At 62.3% G+C, this 18,557-nt stretch carries 20 protein-coding genes and 1 pseudogene; 7 read left to right on the top strand and 14 right to left on the bottom strand.

From position 1 onward, the window contains the following. Positions 1-9 precede the first annotated feature (9 nt). The 4 genes from ACK8CP_RS17800 (at position 10) to ACK8CP_RS17785 (ending at position 2,792) form a co-directional block, all read left to right on the top strand. On the top strand, positions 10-423 hold the full coding sequence (locus ACK8CP_RS17800; protein ID WP_414832706.1) for an RNA-binding S4 domain-containing protein: 414 nt from the start codon (positions 10-12) through the stop codon (positions 421-423). A 134-nt stretch (positions 424-557) separates the two neighbouring features. Then, positions 558-896: a ferredoxin FdxA gene (gene fdxA, locus ACK8CP_RS17795; protein ID WP_092814553.1), complete on the top strand. Its 339-nt coding sequence runs from the start codon at positions 558-560 to the stop codon at positions 894-896. Between the two features lie 310 nt (positions 897-1,206). Then, positions 1,207-1,770 (top strand): CarD family transcriptional regulator, encoded by a 564-nt coding sequence (locus ACK8CP_RS17790; RefSeq protein WP_128290889.1) that lies wholly within the window; start codon positions 1,207-1,209, stop codon positions 1,768-1,770. A gap of 161 nt (positions 1,771-1,931) precedes the next feature. Further along, complete coding sequence (locus ACK8CP_RS17785; RefSeq protein ID WP_128290888.1) at positions 1,932-2,792, top strand: RNA polymerase factor sigma-32; 861 nt, start codon at positions 1,932-1,934, stop codon at positions 2,790-2,792. 105 nt (positions 2,793-2,897) lie between these two features. On the opposite strand, the gene ACK8CP_RS17780 is transcribed toward ACK8CP_RS17785, so the two are convergent. From ACK8CP_RS17780 to ACK8CP_RS17725, 12 genes and pseudogenes are all read right to left on the bottom strand, one after another. Next, the gene (locus tag ACK8CP_RS17780) at positions 2,898-3,986 is read right to left on the bottom strand and encodes a methylenetetrahydrofolate reductase (protein ID WP_414832705.1); all 1,089 of its coding nucleotides are present in this window, start codon (positions 3,984-3,986) and stop codon (positions 2,898-2,900) included. A 122-nt stretch (positions 3,987-4,108) separates the two neighbouring features. After that, positions 4,109-4,615 (bottom strand): annotated as a pseudogene (locus ACK8CP_RS17775) (methylenetetrahydrofolate reductase C-terminal domain-containing protein); the annotation flags it as partial. Between the two features lie 195 nt (positions 4,616-4,810). Further along, positions 4,811-5,821: an aldo/keto reductase gene (locus ACK8CP_RS17770; RefSeq protein ID WP_414832704.1), complete on the bottom strand. Its 1,011-nt coding sequence runs from the start codon at positions 5,819-5,821 to the stop codon at positions 4,811-4,813. A 521-nt stretch (positions 5,822-6,342) separates the two neighbouring features. Beyond that, entirely contained in the window at positions 6,343-6,825 is a 483-nt protein-coding gene (locus tag ACK8CP_RS17765; RefSeq protein WP_234629161.1) for a pyridoxamine 5'-phosphate oxidase family protein, read from the bottom strand. Further along, complete coding sequence (locus ACK8CP_RS17760; protein WP_234629162.1) at positions 6,826-7,407, bottom strand: UbiX family flavin prenyltransferase; 582 nt, start codon at positions 7,405-7,407, stop codon at positions 6,826-6,828. Positions 7,408-7,426: 19 nt separating this feature from the next. Beyond that, positions 7,427-8,437 carry an ABC transporter substrate-binding protein gene (locus ACK8CP_RS17755; RefSeq protein ID WP_234629163.1) on the bottom strand — a complete coding sequence of 337 codons (1,011 nt, stop codon included), beginning with the start codon at positions 8,435-8,437 and terminating at the stop codon, positions 7,427-7,429. A gap of 18 nt (positions 8,438-8,455) precedes the next feature. After that, a complete protein-coding gene (locus ACK8CP_RS17750) occupies positions 8,456-9,232 on the bottom strand; it encodes an ABC transporter ATP-binding protein (protein WP_414832703.1) in 777 nt (258 codons plus the stop codon). Between the two features lie 13 nt (positions 9,233-9,245). Further along, entirely contained in the window at positions 9,246-10,040 is a 795-nt protein-coding gene (locus ACK8CP_RS17745) for an ABC transporter permease (protein ID WP_414832702.1), read from the bottom strand. Next, complete coding sequence (locus tag ACK8CP_RS17740) at positions 10,037-11,110, bottom strand: pyridoxal phosphate-dependent aminotransferase (protein ID WP_414832701.1); 1,074 nt, start codon at positions 11,108-11,110, stop codon at positions 10,037-10,039. Before ACK8CP_RS17740 ends, ACK8CP_RS17745 begins: the two co-directional genes overlap by 4 nt. Before the next feature lie 23 nt (positions 11,111-11,133). Next, a complete protein-coding gene (locus ACK8CP_RS17735) occupies positions 11,134-11,862 on the bottom strand; it encodes a hypothetical protein (protein WP_234629167.1) in 729 nt (242 codons plus the stop codon). Beyond that, complete coding sequence (locus ACK8CP_RS17730) at positions 11,847-12,878, bottom strand: glutamate cyclase domain-containing protein (RefSeq protein ID WP_414832700.1); 1,032 nt, start codon at positions 12,876-12,878, stop codon at positions 11,847-11,849. The genes ACK8CP_RS17735 and ACK8CP_RS17730 overlap by 16 nt, the downstream gene beginning before the upstream one ends. Then, on the bottom strand, positions 12,865-14,217 hold the full coding sequence (locus tag ACK8CP_RS17725) for a UbiD family decarboxylase (RefSeq protein WP_414832699.1): 1,353 nt from the start codon (positions 14,215-14,217) through the stop codon (positions 12,865-12,867). The genes ACK8CP_RS17730 and ACK8CP_RS17725 overlap by 14 nt, the downstream gene beginning before the upstream one ends. 112 nt (positions 14,218-14,329) lie before the next feature. On the opposite strand from ACK8CP_RS17725, the gene ACK8CP_RS17720 reads away from it, so the two are divergent. Further along, entirely contained in the window at positions 14,330-15,136 is an 807-nt protein-coding gene (locus ACK8CP_RS17720; protein ID WP_234629170.1) for an IclR family transcriptional regulator, read from the top strand. On the opposite strand, the gene ACK8CP_RS17715 is transcribed toward ACK8CP_RS17720, so the two are convergent. Next, positions 15,131-15,622: a 4'-phosphopantetheinyl transferase family protein gene (locus ACK8CP_RS17715; protein ID WP_414832698.1), complete on the bottom strand. Its 492-nt coding sequence runs from the start codon at positions 15,620-15,622 to the stop codon at positions 15,131-15,133. The two genes, ACK8CP_RS17720 and ACK8CP_RS17715, sit on opposite strands and share 6 nt — an antisense overlap. A gap of 223 nt (positions 15,623-15,845) precedes the next feature. Between ACK8CP_RS17715 and ACK8CP_RS17710 the strand changes: the two genes are divergently transcribed. Together ACK8CP_RS17710 and ACK8CP_RS17705 are read left to right on the top strand one after the other, a co-directional pair. Then, complete coding sequence (locus tag ACK8CP_RS17710; RefSeq protein ID WP_414832697.1) at positions 15,846-16,298, top strand: hypothetical protein; 453 nt, start codon at positions 15,846-15,848, stop codon at positions 16,296-16,298. A 141-nt stretch (positions 16,299-16,439) separates the two neighbouring features. Further along, the gene (locus tag ACK8CP_RS17705) at positions 16,440-16,784 is read left to right on the top strand and encodes a hypothetical protein (RefSeq protein WP_414832696.1); all 345 of its coding nucleotides are present in this window, start codon (positions 16,440-16,442) and stop codon (positions 16,782-16,784) included. Between the two features lie 519 nt (positions 16,785-17,303). Here the strand turns inward: ACK8CP_RS17705 and ACK8CP_RS17700 are convergent. Continuing rightward, a complete protein-coding gene (locus tag ACK8CP_RS17700) occupies positions 17,304-18,512 on the bottom strand; it encodes a glycosyltransferase (RefSeq protein ID WP_414832695.1) in 1,209 nt (402 codons plus the stop codon). Positions 18,513-18,557 lie beyond the last annotated feature (45 nt).

Genomic DNA, 18,557 nt, shown 5'->3' with positions numbered 1-18,557 from the left:
GGAGCGCGATTGGCGAAAGCGTCGGCGGACGAAGCGGGCACGACAGAGGCGCAGCGGCTCGACCGCTGGCTCTGGCACGCGCGCTTCGTGCGGACACGCTCCGCCGCGCAGAAATTCATCAGCGACGGGCATGTACGCATCAACCGGCAGAAGGTCGATCAGGCGAGCCGTCTGGTGCGCATCGGCGACGTTCTCACCCTCGCTCTGCCCGGCGGTGTGAAGGTCGTGGAAGCGCTTGGCTTCAGCGAGCGCCGCGGCTCTTTTTCGGTCGCGACGACGCTTTACCGCGACGTCGGCGCGAGCGTTGAGACCTCCTCCGGTCAAACGGCCCCAGCGCCCGACGATGCGCCTCCGCCCGCACCCCAGCACCGCCCGAGCCCGCGCGAACGGCGAGCGCTCATTGCGATGAAGCGGCGGAACTGACGGGCGCTGCTAACTCTCCGGGCACGCTCATTATTAAAGCGCCTGCGGCTGCATGTCTGGGTTGGCCGCACACCCTTGCACCCTTGCCGAAAAGCCATTAGGCCCCGAACGCAAGCGCTGACGCGGAGTAGAGAATGACCTACGTCGTGACCGACAATTGCATCCGGTGCAAATATACCGATTGCGTCGAGGTGTGCCCGGTCGACTGTTTTTACGAAGGCGAGACGATGCTCGTCATCCACCCTGACGAATGCATCGATTGCGGTGTGTGCGAGCCGGAATGCCCGGCCGATGCGATCCGCCCCGATACCGAGCCGGGGTTGGAGAAGTGGCTGACGCTCAACGCCGAATACGCGGAGAAATGGCCGAACCTCACCATGAAGCGTGATCCTTTGCCCGACTCCAAGGAACACGATGGCGAGGAAAACAAGCTCGAGAAGTACTTCTCGCCGGAAGCCGGTGAAGGCGACTAAGCCGGCCGCCCAATTCTGCACCTGACGGCGCGGAGGCACCCCGCCCCCGCGCACGTTTGCCGTGCGCGTGCAACAAATCCTTGATTTCTACGCCCTTTTGAACTATGTTCGGAAGATCGGACGTGCTCGTGTTCCGATCTCATAATTCCGGCATGGAATAACGACAGGATGATAGCCGCTGCCAGAGGCAGCGGTAAACTTTGTGTCGTCAGCCCTGTGTCGTCAGAAAGGTCCCCCGCGCAGACTAAAGCGCCCTCGGCACCACGCCCCCGGCGAAGCTGCCTTTTCCGAACTCAGGAGTCGCACGCGTATGACAACAAAGAAGACGTTGAAGCGTCAGGGTTTTCGTACGAACGAGAGCATTGTTTATCCGGCCCACGGCGTCGGCCGCATCGTCGATGTGGAGACGCAGGAAGTTGCCGGAATGAGCCTCGAATTGTTCGTCATCGACTTCGACAAGGATAAGATGACGTTGCGCGTCCCTGTCGCCAAGGCGGCTTCTGTCGGCATGCGCAAGCTTGCTGACGAACCGACCGTCGCCAAGGCCCTGGACACGGTCTGCGGACGCGCCCGCGTCAAGCGCACCATGTGGAGCCGCCGCGCGCAGGAATACGAAGCCAAGATCAATTCCGGCGACCTCATCGCCATTTCGGAGGTCGTTCGCGATCTCTATCGCTCCGAGGCGCAGCCGGAGCCGTCCTATTCCGAGCGCCAGCTCTACGAAGCGGCGATCGATCGGATGGCGCGCGAAGTGGCCGCCGTGGAGAAGACCTCCGAGACGGAAGCGCAGCGCAAGATCGAAAAAATGATCGAGGCGAGCCCCAAGCGCAAGCGCGCTCAGGAAGAGGATGAGGCGCGCGAAGAAGCCGCTTAAATCCGGGGCGTGGCCCATTTAGGGCCAAAAACGCTTTTGTGAACAGGGAACCCGACCGGCAGGTCGGGTTTTTCTGTTTCAGCGGAAACAAAACGGTGTTTAGAAGTGTTACAGGGAAGGGACGCAGACGGGCAGAGTTTCACACAGGCGGGAAGGTTGGCATGAACGATTCCAGCAACTCACGACGCCAGATAGTCCGGGCGGCCATGAAGGCCCCCTATCTTGAACGGGACGAAGAGCGCGAACTCGCGGTCGCGTGGAAGGAAAAACGGGACCAGCAGGCACTGCATCGCCTCACCTCGGCCCATATGCGATTGGTCATTTCGATCGCAGCACGCTTCCGGCATTTCGGGCTGTCCATGAACGATCTCATCCAGGAAGGCCATGTCGGGCTCCTGGAGGCCGCGGCTCGCTTTGAGCCCGAACGGGAAGTGCGCTTTTCCACCTACGCGACATGGTGGATCCGCGCCTCCATTCAGGATCACATCCTGCGCAACTGGTCGATCGTGCGCGGCGGAACCTCGTCGGCGCAGAAATCGCTCTTTTTCAATCTCCGACGTCTCAGAGCTCGCCTCTCCCGCGGCTCCGAGATGATCAATGCACCGGAGATGTACAACGAGATAGCGCAGGCGATCGGCGTGTCCACCAACGATGTCGCCTTGATGGATTCCAGGCTTTCCGGCCCGGATACCTCCCTCAACGCGCCGATCATCGAATCCGACGGATCCAGCGCCGATCGGCAGGATTTCATCGCCTCGGACGCCCCTCTCCAGGACGAGACGGTGGGCAACTATATCGATTCAGAGCGCTGGTCGGGCTGGCTCTATTCGGCCTTGAGTGTGCTGAACGAGCGCGAATTGAAGATCGTCCGCCGACGCCGTCTCGAAGAAGACGGTGCGACGCTCGAAGCGTTGGGTCAGGAACTCGGCATTTCCAAAGAGCGCGTGCGCCAGATCGAAAGCCGTGCCTTGGAGAAGCTGCGCACGGCGCTGACGGAAGACAATCGCATCACGCTCGCCTGAAGGGCGCGCGGCGACAAGATAACGGGCGCAGTCGCAAGACTGCGCCCGTTTCGTATTCGGAACGGCCGCAGTCGACAGAGCGATGCCCCGGGCCGTTGCAGGCTTTCAGCGCGCCCCGTCGTCAGATGGCCGTGCCTCCATCGAGGCCGCGGACCCTTCTTCTCCCGTCTCTCGGCCTGACCTGGAGCCGGGGATTGTCCTTGCCCGCCTCGACCCTTCGGGTCTCCGCCCCTTCAGAACGCCGGATTCCAGAATAATCTCGGAAACCTGATGTTCGCGGCGATAGGCCATGACATGCACCCCGGCGACACCCTTGATCTCCCGGATCTGCTGAATGAGCTCGATCGCCAGACGCTTGCCCTCTTCGCCGGGCTTCTCGGCCTTCTCCAGGCGCTCGATGACATGATCAGGGATATGGATGCCAGGGACGTTGGAGCGCATCCAGCGCGCCGCTTTCGCGGAAGCAAGCGGACCGACGCCAGCGAGGATGAACACCTTCTTGTCGAGACCGAGATCGCGCACACGCGCCATGAAGGCCTCGAAGACCGGCATGTCGAAGATATAGTTGGTCTGGATATATTCCGCCCCGGCCTCGATCTTTTTGCGCAGCCGCTCCGGGCGCCATTCGAGCGGCGGCACGCAGGGGTTTTCCGCCGCTCCTAGGAAGAGATGCGGCGGGCTGCTGATCTTGCGACCCGACAAAAAAGCCCCCTCATCCCGCATCGTTTTGAGCGCCCGCAAGAGCGAGATGGAATCGAGGTCGAAAACCGGCTTCGCCCCGGGCTGATCCCCCACCCCGACGCCGTCCCCGGTCAGGCAGAGGACATTCTTGACCCCCATCGCCGCAGCCCCGAGGACATCGCCCTGGATGGCGATCCGGTTCCGATCCCGGCAGGAGATCTGATAGATCGTGCCATAGCCGGCCCGGGTCAGAAGCGAGCAGATGCCGATCGACGACATATGACAATTGGCGCCGGACGCATCGGTCGCGTTGATGGCATCGACGACCTCCGCAAGAGGCCGGGCCGCCTCGAACACATCCTCCGCATTGGCGGAATCCGGCGGGTTCAATTCGGCCGTCACGGCAAAACGGCCTTGTCGCAGGACCCGCTCCAACCGGCTTCCGGAGGAATGCCCAGGCGGCGGCGCCTCGTAAGCCTGGAATGGATGGGTGAATTCGCTCGACCCGCTCACCGCTGCGCCTCCTGATTGACGGCGCTCGACGGCTCCTCGGCAAGAGGTGCGGAGGCGGGCTCATTGCGCCTGGCGCCGGAAAAGGCGCGGGCGACGATGGCGCGCGCCCTGCTTCGCACCGGCGCGGCCCGCCGTGCAGCCGCTTTCTCGCGCGCCACGCGAAGCCAGGAGGACGAGCCTTTGAGACTGCGATCGACCGGCGGCAGGACCTCTTCGATCCAAGCCCCGTTGCGCATTGTCTGCGCCCCGCTCCAGGCGTCCACCCAGACGCAACGCATCCATGGCCGCACCTCGCAAAAGCCCCCGGGCCTGACGCCGCCGCAGGGGCCATTTCGAAGCTGCTTGGGGCAGTTCATCGGGCAGGACATGCCTGTCGACGACAACACGCACTGACCGCACATCTCGCAATCGAAGAGGAGGCCTTTCACGTTGCGCTCGACGAAGGCGATCGGACGCTCGACGCGGTCGTAACCGAGCCGAGAGAAGAGCGGGTCAAGTGCCACCATCGTGCCCTCGACCCACTTGTAGAGCCGCTCCAGACCCCTGGAATGGCGCACGGACCATAAGCGCAGCCGGTACATAGGATCCCTGCCCTCCTGCCCCCGAAGCATGACGGCCGAGAGCGCCACGGCGGCTCCGGCTTTCCCTTTGTGCCTGGAATGAGGACGTTGGACTTGGCCGTCCGCGTCACGCAGCGGTTTCGTTTGCGCCGCCTCGGCCGCCGAAGCACGGCCGCCACCGAACGAGGAAACACACACGCCCTCCGAAGACCGCACGTGCGAGGAACTCTTCCGCCAGCCTCCACACGCAATTATCCGGCGGCCTCAGGGCGCTCCACATGAGACGCCGAATTCCTCGGTGTCGATCTCACTTTGGACGGCGGCGCTGTAACGCGCACCGCGCACGGTCTTCTCGTTGATCAGGGCATCGAGGCGTGGAAGCGCTCCGGCAGGCAGGACGATATCGCCCGCCTCGGCATTCTCCCGAAGATGCGCCCTCGAGGTCGTGCCCGGGATCGGGATGATGTCGTCGCCCTTGGCGAGAAGCCACGCCAGAGCCACCTGCGCCATCGTGCAGCCGGCGTCGTCGGCAATCTCCTTGAGACCGTCGATGAGCTGCATATTGGCGACGAAATTGGCCCCCTGGAATCTCGGCATGTTGCGGCGCAAATCCCCGGGCTTAAGTTTCGCAGGATCGCACAGCTGGCCGCTCAAAAGGCCGCGCGCGAGAGGCGAAAAGGCAATAAACGTAATGTCGAGTTGTCGGCAGGCTGCCAGCATGGCGATTTCCGGGTTGCGGGTGAAAAGCGAATACTCGCTTTGAACCGCAGAAATCGGATGCACCGCATGCGCGCGCACCAGAGTGGGCACCGAGACTTCGGACAGACCGATCGCCTTGATCTTCCCTTCCTGGACGAGCTCCGAGAGCGCGCCCACACTCTCTTCAATCGGCACCACCTTGTCCCAACGGTGCAAATAATAGAGATCGATGACATCCGTCTGGAGGCGCTTCAGGCTGTCTTCGCAAGCGCGCTTCAGCCTCTCGGGACGATTGTCGATTACACGAGTCCCGTCTTCGGCACGGAAGATGCCGCATTTGCTGGCGAGCACAAACTCGTCTCGCCGGCCATTGAGAGCCTCGCCGATCAGCGATTCATTGGCCCCGTATCCGTAGATCACCGCGGTGTCCAGGAGACTATATCCACACTCCAGGGCTTGATTGAGGAGACGTTCAGCATCCGCGCGCGCCAACGGCGTCCCGTAGGCGTGCGAAATGCTCATACAGCCAAGACCAACGGCCGATACGGAATAGCGCCCAAGCTTTCTCTGCTGCATACGCAGATGATCCTTTGGCTAATCAATTCTCGCAGACAACAAGATAAACGATTTTTGTTTCATTATGCAGGCAGCAAATCCCAAACTATATTTTTTAAGATGTCCGACGGACGAGACACGACGAACTTGAGACACCGACACCACGGCAATTCTCACGACCGCGCGGACCCTGCCTGCTGCAACCGAAGAGGATATATAAACCCAGGGTCGTAGCTCGACCATGAGTCTATTGTCGCAGAGAGCTCGCTCCGCGAGATGAATGGTCGATCATTTCTATTAAAAATAAGGATGATAGCCGAAGCCCGGGCACGATGAGGCGGCGCTATCGTATGACACAGGTGGCGCAGCCCGGCCCGATGCACAACCTTTTGGTGCAGACGCGATTCAAGCGAGGGCTGCTCCAGCGCTTCTGCCGTATCGCGGTTGCGGGAGAAACCGGAGGCGTCTGCACGAGCGCTTCGCCGTCGTGCGAGGTGCTTGGAAGCATTGCGTCGAGGGAGATGTCATCTCCGGCGAGCCGGTCAGTCTTCGCGGCGCCAGAGGATTTTCGTGCCGAAGCCGAGACTGTTGTCGGTGTATTTGAGAAAGTCCGCCGCGAGGAGCCAGACCGGAGCCGGCATCTTGCTCGCAACCGGGAAGCGCGCTTCATAAAGCGCCCGCACGGCAACGGCAGAGGCGTCGGGGAGGCACGTCGCCCGTGCGGAGAACTGCACGCCCTTGATGTCCTCGACCTTCTCCGGCTGCCCTGCGACGCAGCCCGCCACCTCGTCTCGTGCCCGCATCATCTCCGCATGGCGGGTCGAGCCATCGGTCAAGATTACGAACGAAGCCGACTGCGGCAGCCATAGATAGAAGCAGTTCGCAGCCCAGACCTCTTTCCCGTCCGAGCATGCAAGCGCGAGGACGTGGTGCGAAGCGAGAAACGTGTTGATGCGGGGGTCGGGAAGAGCGTCTTCCGCCAGCCGGCCGGGCTCAGCATCCCCGTGTTCGCCGCCTTCCGACATTCAGGCCTCGGCTTGCGGCGTCGGTTCGCCCCAGCGACGAACCTTGTCGTTGTGGAGACCGAGAAGGTCGAGGGCGCGAGCCACACTTTGTTCGACCATATCGTCGAGCGATCGCGGCTTGGCATAAAACGCGGGGACCGGTGGCATGATGATCGCGCCGGCTTCCGTCGCCTGGGTCATCGTGCGCAGATGCCCGAGATGCAAAGGCGTCTCGCGGACCATGAGGACGAGGCGCCGGCGATCCTTCAAGACGACGTCGGCGGCGCGGCTCAGAAGCCCTGCCGTAACCCCCCAGGCGATTTCGGAAAGGCTGCGGATCGAACAGGGTGCCACCAGCATCCCCTCCGTGCGGAAGGAACCGCTGGCGATTGCCGCGCCGATGTCTTCAGGCTTGTAGACGACATCGGCGCGGGCGTGGACATCGGCCACTTTCAGGTCGGTCTCGTGCGCCAGCGTGATCTGTGCGGACTTGGTCATCACCAGATGCACTTCGACGTCGAGCTCGCGAAGCAGGTCGAGAGCCCGAACCCCGTAAATGACACCGGATGCACCACTGATACCGACGACGAGACGCTTGCGCACGAGGACTTACCTACCTCTTTCAGTTCTTCGGGAGGAAATCGTTGGTGTAATAGACCGAGACGTCGTCCACCGTCTTGGTCAGCCCGCCGAATTCCGCCATCAGCTCCTGCGTCTGTTCGAAGCGCGCCTTGTCGGAATAGCCGATGCCGTGCTCGTCGGTCACGTCGGAGGTCATCAGCTCCGCCGTCGCCTTGAGCTTCTCCACCGCCACGTCCTTGTCGCGGGTCGGCGAACGCTTGATCAGGGATTCGATCGCCTCTTCCGGATGTTCCAGAGCGTAGGCATAGGAACGCAAGGTCGCCTTGACGAAGGCGGCGATCATTTCCGGATCTTCTTCGATCGTATCGGTATTGGCGGCAAGAGCGTCGCCCATCGTGTCGATGCCGAAATCGGAATACATGAAGTAGTCGACATCACCCTCGGTGGTCGCCTTCATGCCGAGATAGGAATCGTTGGAGAAGCCGGTCAGCGCCGCGGCGCGCTTCGCCAGGAAAGTCTGGTTGCGGGTGCCGCCGTCGGTCGCCACGATCTTGACGTCGTTACGCTCGACGTCGTTACGGGCGAGAAGCGCATAGAGCATGGTCGTCGTCGTGTCGCCCTGCAATGTGGCGACGGTCTTGCCGACGAGATCGGCCGGCTTCTTGATGTTCTCTTCCTTCCAGCTGATCACCGCATTGGGGCTCACCTGGTACAGCTGCGCCACGATGCGCAGCGGCATGCCCTGGGCCGCGCCCAGCATCAGCGAGGGCGGATCGATGATGGCAAAAGTGTCCTGCTTGTTGGCGACGAGCTGCATGGACGATGTCACGCCCTTGCCCTCGAGGACTTCCACATCGAGGCCTTCTTCCTCATAGAAGCCCTTGTCGACTCCCAGAAGGTACGGCGAACGGTGGCCGTTGTAGTTGAAGGCGAGACGGACGGTGACCTTTTTCAGGTCTTTGTCCTGCGCCAGGGCCTCGGTCATCCCCGCGGGAAGGGTCAGTCCGAGCGCCGTCGCGCAGACAAGAAGGGTGCGTCGCGTGAGTTTCATTCGATCCTTCTCCAAATATCAGTACTTCTTCAGCACACCATGTGCCTCGAAGAGGTGGCGGATATGGGCGACTTTCTGCGTGAACTTCTCACTCTCCATGATGTCTGGTGTGCGCTGGAGAGGGAGATCCACCTCGATGATCTCAGCAATTCGACCAGGCCGCGGCGTCATGACCAGCACACGCTGTGCCAAGAGAACCGCCTCCTGAATATCGTGCGTGACGAACATCACGCTTTTGTGCGTGCGAAGCCAGATGTGATGTAGCTCCATCACCATCTGTTCGCGCGTCAGCGCGTCGAGCGCCCCGAAAGGCTCGTCCATCAGAAGAAGCGAAGGATTGTGCACGAGCGCCCGGCAGATGGAGACCCGTTGGCGCATGCCCCCCGAGAGCTCGTAGGGATATTTCTCTTCGAAGCCGGCAAGCCCGACAAGCTCCAAAAGCTCGCGTGCCTTGCCTTCATACTCGCTCGTCTTGAGGCCGCGCATTTGCGGCTGGATCATCACGTTCTGAAGGACGCTGCGCCAATCGAGCAGCGCATCGGTCTGGAAGACGATGCCGATGTCGGTGACGGCCCGATCGATCATGCGGCCCGCCGTCTTGACGGTCCCTGCGCTCGGGCGCTCCAGCCCGGCCGCGAGAGACAGGAGCGTGCTCTTGCCGCAGCCGCTCGGCCCGAGGACGGCGAGAAATTCGCCCTCGGCGATGGAGAAGCTGACATCGTCGAGAGCCTTCACCGGCCCGCTGGATGTCGTGAAGGTCTTGCTGACGGCGGAAAAATCGAGGGCGGGTTCCATTGTCACCGTCTCCTCACGAGCGCTGCGAAACATGCCAGGGAAGCGCCAGGCGCTCGGCGAGATCGACGAGGGCAAACAACAACATTCCCATGACGCTCAAGACGATCAGGATACTGAAGGAGAGCGTCACATCGAGCGAACCGTTCGCCACGATGAGCTGATAGCCGAGCCCGCTGTCGGCGGCGACGAACTCCCCGACGATCGCCCCGACGATGGCGAGTGTCGAAGCCACCTTCACGCCGGCGAAGATGTTCGGCAGAGCCGCCGGCACCTGGAAATGCAGGCAGACCTTCCAGCGCGACGCCCCGGTGGAGCGGGCGAGCCAGGCGATTTCCTTGGGCATGGAGCGAAAGCCGACGAGGGAATCGACCAGGATCGGGAAGAAGCAGATGAGGAAGGCAATCAGGATCTTGGGAAACAGCCCAAAGCCGAACCAGACGACGAGCAGCGGCGCGATCGCCACCTTCGGCACCGTCTGCGAGGCGACGAGAAGCGGATAGAGCATCCGCTCGACTAGTGGGAACTGCGCCAGGATCGCGGCAAGCGGGACGCTGATCACGATCGACAGAAGAAAGCCGATCAGGACCTCTTTGGCGGTGACCAGAGAATGGCTGAAGAGCAGTCCGAAATCAGAATAGATGCGCTCCGCGATCGCCGAAGGCGGCGGCAGGAGATAGGCGGGAACATCGCCGAAATACGTGACCGCCTGCCAGGCGAGAACGACGGCGAGGCACAGTATGAGGCTGTCGAAGGGCAGGCGCGCCTTGCCCCGCCCCTTTTTCTCGGTCTGTCCCGATGAGGCGGTCATGGCAGCTCCTTCAAGGCCTTGATGAGCTTGTCGTTGTCCGCCCGTGAGCGCAGCGAAATGCGCAGGACGTGATCGTTTTCAAGCCCGTGGAAGGATGTGGCGTCGGCGACGATGAGGCCGCGGCGCGCGAGGTTTTCGGCCGCTTCGCCAGGATCACGCCCACCGAGATCAAGGAGGATCATATTGGCGTTGTGGCCGCGCACCTTAAGGCGCGGATCGGTCGCGATCTCCGTCAGGAAATGCGCGAACTCTTCGGCAAAAGTCGCTTTGCAGCGCGCCAGAAACTCGCGATCCGAAAGGGCCGCGATCGCCGCGTCGAGCGACGGCAAAGCGATGTTGAAAGGCGGCCGCCCGACCTCGGCGACGGCCACGAGATCAGGGCTCGCGATCGCATAACCGACGCGCATGCCGGCAATGCCGAAATATTTCGAGAAGGTGCGCAGGACGACGAGATTGCGGTGATTGGCGACGAGGCCGACGGCCCCCTCCTCTGCCGGATTGATCAAGGCTTCGTCGACGACCAGGATGGTCTCCGGCGCCGCTTCTGCGAGCCGCGCAATCTCGCTCCGGGTGAGACGCGCGCCGGTCGGGTTGTTCGGCGAGCAGATGAAGGCGAGCGCGGGCTTGTGCGCCACAAGCGCGCTTTCGATCCGCGCCGCGTCGATCAGCTCCGGCTCGTCATTTTCCACCGCAACGATCCGGCAGCCGCGCAGGGAGGCCTCGAGCTCGTAACGCGGAAACGTCGGCAGATGCACGAGGACGTCGTCGCCCGCGCTCGTCCAGGCCTGTAGAATGAGCTTGATGACGTCGTCGAGCCCGGCGCCGAAGAAGAACATCGCCTCGTCGACACGGTGGCGCGCGGCAAGCGCCCGCCGCAGCTGCGAATAATTGAGGTCGGGATAAAGGTGAATGGCACCGCAGGCACGCTGCGCGGCCTCGACGGCAGCGGGCGGCGGGCCGAAAGGGTTCACGTTGAGGGAGAAGTCGATGACGGCCTCGCGGGCAAGACCGTACCGCTCGGCGATCAAATCGGGCGAGGTCTCCGCTTCGTAGAGGCGCGTTGCAGACATTTCGGCGCTTTGCGGGTTGAGCGTCATGCGAGCAGCTTCCCGTAACCTGTGATCGCGGGCAGCCCTCCGAGGGCATTTCGGACGCCCCACAATGTGACCTGGTTGCTCGTCAAAACGGGCTTGCCGCATTCATGTTCAAGCTCCTCGGCGACCTCGAGCGCCCGCAGATCGGTGCAGCTCACGAAAATCGCCTCGCTGTCCGGCGTATCGACATCACGCACCAGCTCCTTCACACGCTCAGGCGGCACTTCGCGGATCGCTTTTCCGGAAAGCCCGAGCCCGCGCAGATTGGTCACCGTCAGGCCATGGCTTTCAAGAAAGGCCAATTCGGCCGCATTCACCTCGTCGAGATAAGGCGTCGCAAGGGCGACCTTAGTCGCGTTGAGATGGGCCATCGCTGCGACGATGCAGCGCGAAGTTGAAACGACGGGACAACCGACGCGCGCCTCGATCGAAGCGATCTGGCGGGCGAGGCCCTCCTCGCCGTCGATGAAGGAGCCACTGGTGCAGGCGAAGGCGACGACATCGGGGGTGACGGAAGCGATGAGATCGGCGGCGGCCGCAACGCCATCGTTCATCTGACGAAGGCCCTCGGGCGTCGTCTCACGCAGCATGACGCGCGTCGCATGAAAGGTGACATTGGGCCAGGCGATACGCGCGCAATCCGGCTCGATCACCGCATTGACCGACGGCACGATGAGGCCGACGCGGCGCCTGGAGAGAGCGGAGCCCGCGGTCACCGCTTCTGCCATGACGTCTGATAGTCTGTGACGTTGGCACCTTCCCGGCTCAAGACGACCAGCGAGCGCAACAGATCGACCATGGCCGCATTGGTGCGCGCGTCGGTCCCGTCGACATAGAGCCGGAACTGCCCGCCGACGGGGTCGATCGCGCCTGCGCGCACGCAAGCCTCGATCAGCCGCTCTTCCTCTCGCCCATCGTGGAAAGCGGCTTCCCGCCCAGTCGAGGCGGCGAGACAGGCGGCAATCCCGTAAGCGCCCCAGTTGGAGATATTGGCGACGACCGTCACGTCGGCCGGCTGTTCGGCGGCGATCGTCTCGCCGAGAGGCACATATTCCCGGACCTCGTCGGCGACCGTGCCCATGCCGAGCTCGTTGCCGAGATCGCCGATACCGATCGTGGCGATGCCACGCTCGCGTGCCATCCGGTAGAGAACGTCGGTTTTGGCCGTGAAGCCAGAGATCTCGAAACCGCCGCCGCCGTGATAATGCCCGTCCGCGCCGGCGCCCGGCCGTTCGACCGCGATGACGGCTTTCGGCTGATAGCGGTCGAGAATATCGGCCGCCGCGCGCTCCGCCTCGGCCGCATCGACAGGAAAGTCGAGGAGTGCGCAGCGATTGCGTCCGGATCCGAGGCTTTCAGGCGCCGCCGGGATGAGACCCGCAGCCGAAAAACACGCCTCCATGCAGGGCACGACAGAGGCCTCGGAGATACCGACCGGTACGGCGCCGAGACCGACTGCAAGGGCGCGCGCCAGAACGGCCGCGCCGATCGGCCCATCCGTTTCCGGCAGCCCGTAATCTCGCATGATGAAGCCGCTCAAAACGAGGACCCGGTCACCTGGCCCCACGCGATTCTCCAGAAGGCGCGTAGCCGTGAGCGTCACCGCCTCCCCGCCAGCTTTCTCCCGGGCTCGCGCATAAAGCTTCAGAAGCGGAATGCCTTTCAGGATCGTCCAATTCGACATGGGCGCCGTGACCAGATGGTCGATCGCCTCGCCGATATTCTCAAGGCTAACACCCGCCATCGATATACTCCTCCAGACGCACGTCAGATTCTCCCGGAAAGCGTCGTCGCTCGAACAATTTCTTCATATGCAGCGGCACGGTCGCATCGATGCCGATCTTGCCGCGATGCACCTCCCGCACGTCTTCGCGTGTATAGCTCGGCACACGCGGAAAAACGTAAACGCCGGTATCGGGCGTCGCACGCGTCTGAATTGCCCATAGAACATCGGCCGCGTTGAAAGGATCAACGTCCTCATCGACGACAACGACGACTTTCGTCCACGAATAGGCAGCAAGAGCCGCAAGCACGGCATTCTTCGACTGATCCTCGCTCTTCTTCTCGATGGAGATCACGCAGCCGAAGACATAGCCAGGAGTGGCGATGTCGCGGATGCGCGGCACGAAGGACGAGACCTTTTTGTAGATCTCGGTCTGGATCGGAACGCCGACGAGATTGAGATCTTCGGTGCCGCCGGCGAGGATCGCATGATAGATCGCATCGCGCCGCCGCGTGATGGCGGTCACACGGAAGACGTGGTTCTTCATCACCGGCACGTAACCGTCGGTGAATTCGCCGAAGGGACCTTCATCCTCGCGCACGCCGGCGATGACTTCCCCTTCGATCACCATCTCCGCATCCGCTGGTACATCGACGGGGATCGTCTTGCAGCGCGTGACGCGCAACGGGCTGCCCTGCCAGGCGCCGGCCACCTCGAGCTCGTCCACTTCGAACGGCACCTTGGAGGCGGCGGAAAACATCACCCCCGGAGGCGCCCCGATGACGATGGCGCAGGGGAGGTTCTGCCCCTTCTCCTCGGCCACCTGATGATAGCGGCCAAGATGCTGAGGCGGCATCATCCGCACGCGCATCCGGTCGCCGCCAACAAGCTGGCAACGGTTCCATGACGCATTGTAGACGCCGGTTTCCGGATGCGGCGCGATCAGGACACCGGCCGTCAGATAGGCCCCGGCATCGAGCTCAGAGAACACCACCTGCGGAATATCGCGGGAGACGTCGACATCGGCGCCGGCCACGACGACTTCCTGAACGGGAGCCTCGTCTACTCTTTCCGTCGGAAGACGCTGGTTCTCCAATTGGACGAGCGAAGAAAGCAGATCGGCCTCTTCGAGACCGAGGGCAGCCGCCACGTGGCTGCGGAAACCGAAGACATTGGTTACGACCTGCTGGTCGGAACCGGCAACGGAACGGAACAGAAGCGCTTTGTTCTCGCCCTTCTGCATTTGCCGCATGACAGCCGTCAGTTCGTGCTTGGGATCAACTTGCCGCGAGACGGTTGCAAGGGCGCCTCGCGCCTCGAGTTCTCGCACCACCTCGCGGAATACCGTTTTGGCCTTCATCAAATCGTTTCCTGTTGTTGCGCATTGCGCAACGCTGTTGCGTTTAGCTATGATTGACTTTCATCTGACAGAGGTCAAGCACAAGATGCCTCGAAAAGGTCAGAATGCAGCGATGCCTAAGAATTCAGCAGAACCGACCGCCCGCCGTCCCGGAGTTGCCGCCGCAAGGCACGCCGTGGAGGTTCTGCGCTGCGTGTCGCAGGCCGGCGGAAGCATCGGCATCAACGAGATCGCGCGCCGCATCGGGCTCCACAAAAGCTCGATTTCACGCGTCGTCGCCACGCTCGAAGACGAGGGGCTTCTGGAGCGCGAGCCGGCGAGCGAACGCATCATCCTGGGCATCGGCCTGATCGCCATCGCCGCGCCGATCCTGACGAGCCGCGGCATCTCCACGATCGCCCACAAACACATGGAGCGCCTGGCGCACGACACAGGCGAGACGGCGAGCTTCAGCGTCTGGAACGGGCTGGAAGCGATCAGCCTCGACCAGGTCATCGGCACCAACGCGATTACGCATTATGCAGGGCCCGGCCAAAGCAACGCACCCCACTGCACGGCCTCGGGCAAGCTGCTTCTGGCCTTTGCGCCCGAAGCGGAGATCGAGGCGATCCTCGCAGAGACCCTGCCGCGCCATACGCCCCACACAATCACCGACCCGCAGGCACTTCGCGGCCAGATCGACGAGATCCGCATGCGCGGCTTTGCCATCAATCGCGGCGAGCTTTCGGAAGATGCAGGCGGCATTTCTGCAATCGTACGCGACCTTCGGCACCGCCCCGTCGGCGCCATCACCATCACGCTGCCCATGTACCGCTTCGACGAGGCCCGCCAGGATGAGCTGGTCAGGCAGGTCTGCAATGCGGCATCGCGGATCTCTCTGGAGATGGGCTGCACGGAGGGCGGCCCGGGCAAGTTATGAGGCCTTGATCCGGCCCCCGTCCGGCCACATCCGGCATGCCCCGTTCAGGTGTGCGCGGCAAAGCGAGGAAGAGAGCACCCGCAGACCTTCCCGCGTCACGGCCACGGCTCCGACAAACCCCGGCACCGGCACAAAACTCCGGAGCCCATAGGAGCCGAAATCTGGAACCGCACCGCTTCGCGCCAGGAGCCGGCGCCCCTGCCGGTCGAAAGTGAGAACGACTGTATCGGGATCGACCGTCAGGCCGAGGCCCGACGCCTTCAACACCGCCTCCTTCCAGACCCAGATCTGAAGCAGAACGGAACGATCGAGCGGCAGGCCGAGCAGGTGAAGTTGCCGCTCCTCCTCCGCCGAGAGGATCCTGCGGAGCTCGATATGCCCCGCCGTTTCCGCCTCGATATCGATCCCCACTTCACCGCCGCGGCACAGTGCGACGGCAGCGATGTCACCGGCATGCGAGAGATTGAACGCCAGGCTGGCGTCCAAGCCCAGGCAAGGCTTCCCGAACCGACCTTCTTTCAAAACGACGTCCGAGGGCTCGCCACCGAGATAATGGGCCAGCAGAAACCGGAGACCATTGCGGGCCGCGGCAAAGCGGATCTGAGCATGAGGCTCAGACAGATCTGCGCAGCGATCTCTCTCCTCAGGGGTGAGCCAGTCACCGCACGCACTCAGGAAATCGCCGTCGAGCCGCCAGGTCCAGATGTGAATGGCATCTTCAGCCAGCGAAGGTGACACGACATCACCCACTCCGGCGCAGCAGGACCCGGTCTACACCTGCCTCTCTCTCGATGAGGCTCCCTGCCTCGCTGCGCATGAGGGCAATTCGATCGGCCGCGACCTGCGGCACGAGGACACCGACATTCAGCGCATAGCCAAGGTAGAAAGGAGAGAGAAACGTCCGCGCGAATTCGAACGGAATGGCGATCCGCCTGGAATCCGGAACCTGACACGCACCGCTTTCTGCCGATGCCGCACAGCCCACCACCCAATACAAGGCGAACCAGCATCCGACAGCAGCACAGACAAGGAAGAGGCCCCGATACGCCAACATATCCTCGACACCTTCAATCTGCAGCGGCATCGGTCCGAGACGGCAGGGGTCGCGGATTCCTTAGCTTGGCATCACATCAAGAAAATAGAAAAAGTCAACAAAATGTAGCAGTAGACGCCGCAATTTTATCCTATCGCCCTAGAAATTCGTGCGACCATGAACAAGATTTAGGCTGGGAAGCAACGATTCGGGACGCCCGGCAGGCCACCTGGCGTCTCCGATCAGCAATCCGGAGGGAGAATTTCGAACATGATGATGCGGCCGTTCCTGGAGAGGCCTGAATACGAAATCCTCTCACCGGAGGCGAAAGTCAGATACCTGGAGGCGCAACGCGATTATTGCCTCGCCGCGGCGGCTGCGCTCGACGAGGCGATCGCACAACTCCGCCCGGGCGGGCAGGCGAGTCCTGTCGACCTCAGCGCGTTCAACCCCGCCTGGAAAAAGGGCGACCGGCTGACGCGCCTCGGCAAGACCGCGGTCTATGCCGCCTTCGATCGCGGCATGAAACAGATCGAAGTGGCAAGGCTGTTTCAGATCTCGACACCAAGCGCGCATCGCATCCACACGATCTGGGAAAACGATCGGCGCCCATAGCGGCCTCTGCGCGGCATCCCCGAAATCACGCATCCCGAAATCGCGCACCGCCGACCTCCGGAGACAGCGGTGTGATCATCGAATGTGCCTCGACATGTCGGCGCCCGAGCCCCGACCGAAGCGCGATCCGTGCTTAAAGCAGCTCCGCCACTCTCGGCCGGAACTCTCCGCACCAATCCGTCGGCGGCACCATCGGATAGACCCGCTTTAACTCCAGCGGGCGCCCAAGCGAGCCTTCCGCATAATGCGGCGGATAACGACGACATTCGCCGGCAAATTTTTTGCCTTGACGCGCCCAGAAACGGCATTGCTCACAGCTTTCGCCATTGGAGATATTGCGACACGGCATAAACCCCTCACCTACAAGCAATGACCTGCGAAAATTATATGGAGAAATTATAAGCATAACAAGATGCCTTGCAAAATGGATTAAAATACGACGCATTTTCTAAGGGAACTTTCCGGTTTCTTTGCGTGACCGGAAGGTATGACTATCGAACACCTGCCGGTACACAAATTTCAAAGGCGCATTCGCGCCGGAAACCGAGGCTCCGCTTGCCAGTCCGGAGAACTCGCCTTCGGACTGCCGCCGAGGTCTGGCTCATCGACGCTGGCGACACTGGTTTCGCTCATCCTCCGAGAATAGAGACGGACCGAGCGACCGAGAAAGCTGTTCAGCTTTGTCCGAAACTGGCGGCTGTCGAAAATTTCTGCATGCCGGCGAATGAAAGCAGGATCATAGCGCTCCGGATTGAAGTGTCGGAGGGTCCGTTTGAGGCTCTCGCAGGTCTGTTCGTCAAACAGCTCCCCGGTCTCGCCGGGGATGACCGTGTCGAGAGCGCCCCCCTCACCCAATGCGATCACGGGACGCCCGGAGGCCATCGCCTCAAGCGGCGTAATGCCGAAATCCTCCACCGAGGTGAGGATCAGGGCGGTGCAATTGCGATAAAGCTCGGCCTTTGCCTCCCCGTCCACGCGACCGACGAATTCGACACTCGGCCCGGCAAGGGCCTTGAGGTGCCGCATCTCCCGGCCGTCACCGGCCACGACGAGTTTCACGCCGAGCTCGCTGCAGGCTTTGACGGCGATATCGGGCCGCTTCCAACCGACGAGACGCATCAAGAGCAGGAAGTACTCGCCACGACCACTTCCCGGCCGGAACTCGTTCACATCGACGGGCGGGGGGATGATGGTGCTGCGACGGCGGTAGGTCTTCCGGATCCGCTGTTCCACGAGAGTGCTCGTGCTCACCCAGAAATCGACCCCCTGCGCCGCGGCCCGGTCCATGGAACGAAGCCGCGGCAGCATGGATTCCACGACCCGCCGTTTCCAGACGCCAAAGCCCTCGCGCCGGGCATAGGCATTGTAATCCCAGAGAAAGCGGGGCGGAGAATGGCAGTAGCACACATGGCAGCTCTCCGGTGGCGTGACCACGTTGTGCGCGAAGTTGAAAGAGCTGCTGATGACGAGGTCGTAGCCGGAAAGGTCGATCGAGCTCATCAGCAGAGGATAGAGGGGAAAGAGCGCGCGGTGATGGCGCCGCACCAGCGGCAGCCGGTTGATCCAAGTGGCACGAATATCGGCCTTATGGAAAATCTCAGGAAACGCTGACGGCTCGTAGAGCGGAACGAAGACGGGAGCCTCCGGAAACATCCGCATCAGCTCCTCGAGCACTTTTTCGGCCCCGCCGTAGACGGTCAGCGCTTCGTGGATCAGAGCAACCCGCATTCTCCCTCCAGACCCGAAAACCCCTCGCCCTGCCGCTCCCGAAGG

It is taken from the genome of Afifella sp. YEN Y35 (genome assembly GCF_047553465.1).
Taxonomy (GTDB): domain Bacteria; phylum Pseudomonadota; class Alphaproteobacteria; order Rhizobiales; family Afifellaceae; genus Afifella; species Afifella aestuarii.
This window is presented reverse-complemented; position numbering and strand designations above follow the sequence as displayed.

What these genes read in the sequence shown, in the direction of transcription:
- fdxA (WP_092814553.1), top strand. Translation starts at nt 558, where the DNA reads ATGACCTACGTCGTGACCGACAATTGCATCCGGTGCAAATATACCGAT.
- ACK8CP_RS17790 (WP_128290889.1), top strand. Translation starts at nt 1,207, where the DNA reads ATGACAACAAAGAAGACGTTGAAGCGTCAGGGTTTTCGTACGAACGAG.
- ACK8CP_RS17785 (WP_128290888.1), top strand. Translation starts at nt 1,932, where the DNA reads ATGAACGATTCCAGCAACTCACGACGCCAGATAGTCCGGGCGGCCATG.
- ACK8CP_RS17770 (WP_414832704.1), bottom strand. Translation starts at nt 5,821, where the DNA reads ATGCAGCAGAGAAAGCTTGGGCGCTATTCCGTATCGGCCGTTGGTCTT.
- ACK8CP_RS17765 (WP_234629161.1), bottom strand. Translation starts at nt 6,825, where the DNA reads ATGTCGGAAGGCGGCGAACACGGGGATGCTGAGCCCGGCCGGCTGGCG.
- ACK8CP_RS17755 (WP_234629163.1), bottom strand. Translation starts at nt 8,437, where the DNA reads ATGAAACTCACGCGACGCACCCTTCTTGTCTGCGCGACGGCGCTCGGA.
- ACK8CP_RS17750 (WP_414832703.1), bottom strand. Translation starts at nt 9,232, where the DNA reads ATGGAACCCGCCCTCGATTTTTCCGCCGTCAGCAAGACCTTCACGACA.
- ACK8CP_RS17745 (WP_414832702.1), bottom strand. Translation starts at nt 10,040, where the DNA reads ATGACCGCCTCATCGGGACAGACCGAGAAAAAGGGGCGGGGCAAGGCG.
- ACK8CP_RS17740 (WP_414832701.1), bottom strand. Translation starts at nt 11,110, where the DNA reads ATGTCTGCAACGCGCCTCTACGAAGCGGAGACCTCGCCCGATTTGATC.
- ACK8CP_RS17735 (WP_234629167.1), bottom strand. Translation starts at nt 11,862, where the DNA reads ATGGCAGAAGCGGTGACCGCGGGCTCCGCTCTCTCCAGGCGCCGCGTC.
- ACK8CP_RS17730 (WP_414832700.1), bottom strand. Translation starts at nt 12,878, where the DNA reads ATGGCGGGTGTTAGCCTTGAGAATATCGGCGAGGCGATCGACCATCTG.
- ACK8CP_RS17725 (WP_414832699.1), bottom strand. Translation starts at nt 14,217, where the DNA reads ATGAAGGCCAAAACGGTATTCCGCGAGGTGGTGCGAGAACTCGAGGCG.
- ACK8CP_RS17720 (WP_234629170.1), top strand. Translation starts at nt 14,330, where the DNA reads ATGCCTAAGAATTCAGCAGAACCGACCGCCCGCCGTCCCGGAGTTGCC.
- ACK8CP_RS17710 (WP_414832697.1), top strand. Translation starts at nt 15,846, where the DNA reads ATGGCATCTTCAGCCAGCGAAGGTGACACGACATCACCCACTCCGGCG.
- ACK8CP_RS17705 (WP_414832696.1), top strand. Translation starts at nt 16,440, where the DNA reads ATGATGATGCGGCCGTTCCTGGAGAGGCCTGAATACGAAATCCTCTCA.
- ACK8CP_RS17700 (WP_414832695.1), bottom strand. Translation starts at nt 18,512, where the DNA reads ATGCGGGTTGCTCTGATCCACGAAGCGCTGACCGTCTACGGCGGGGCC.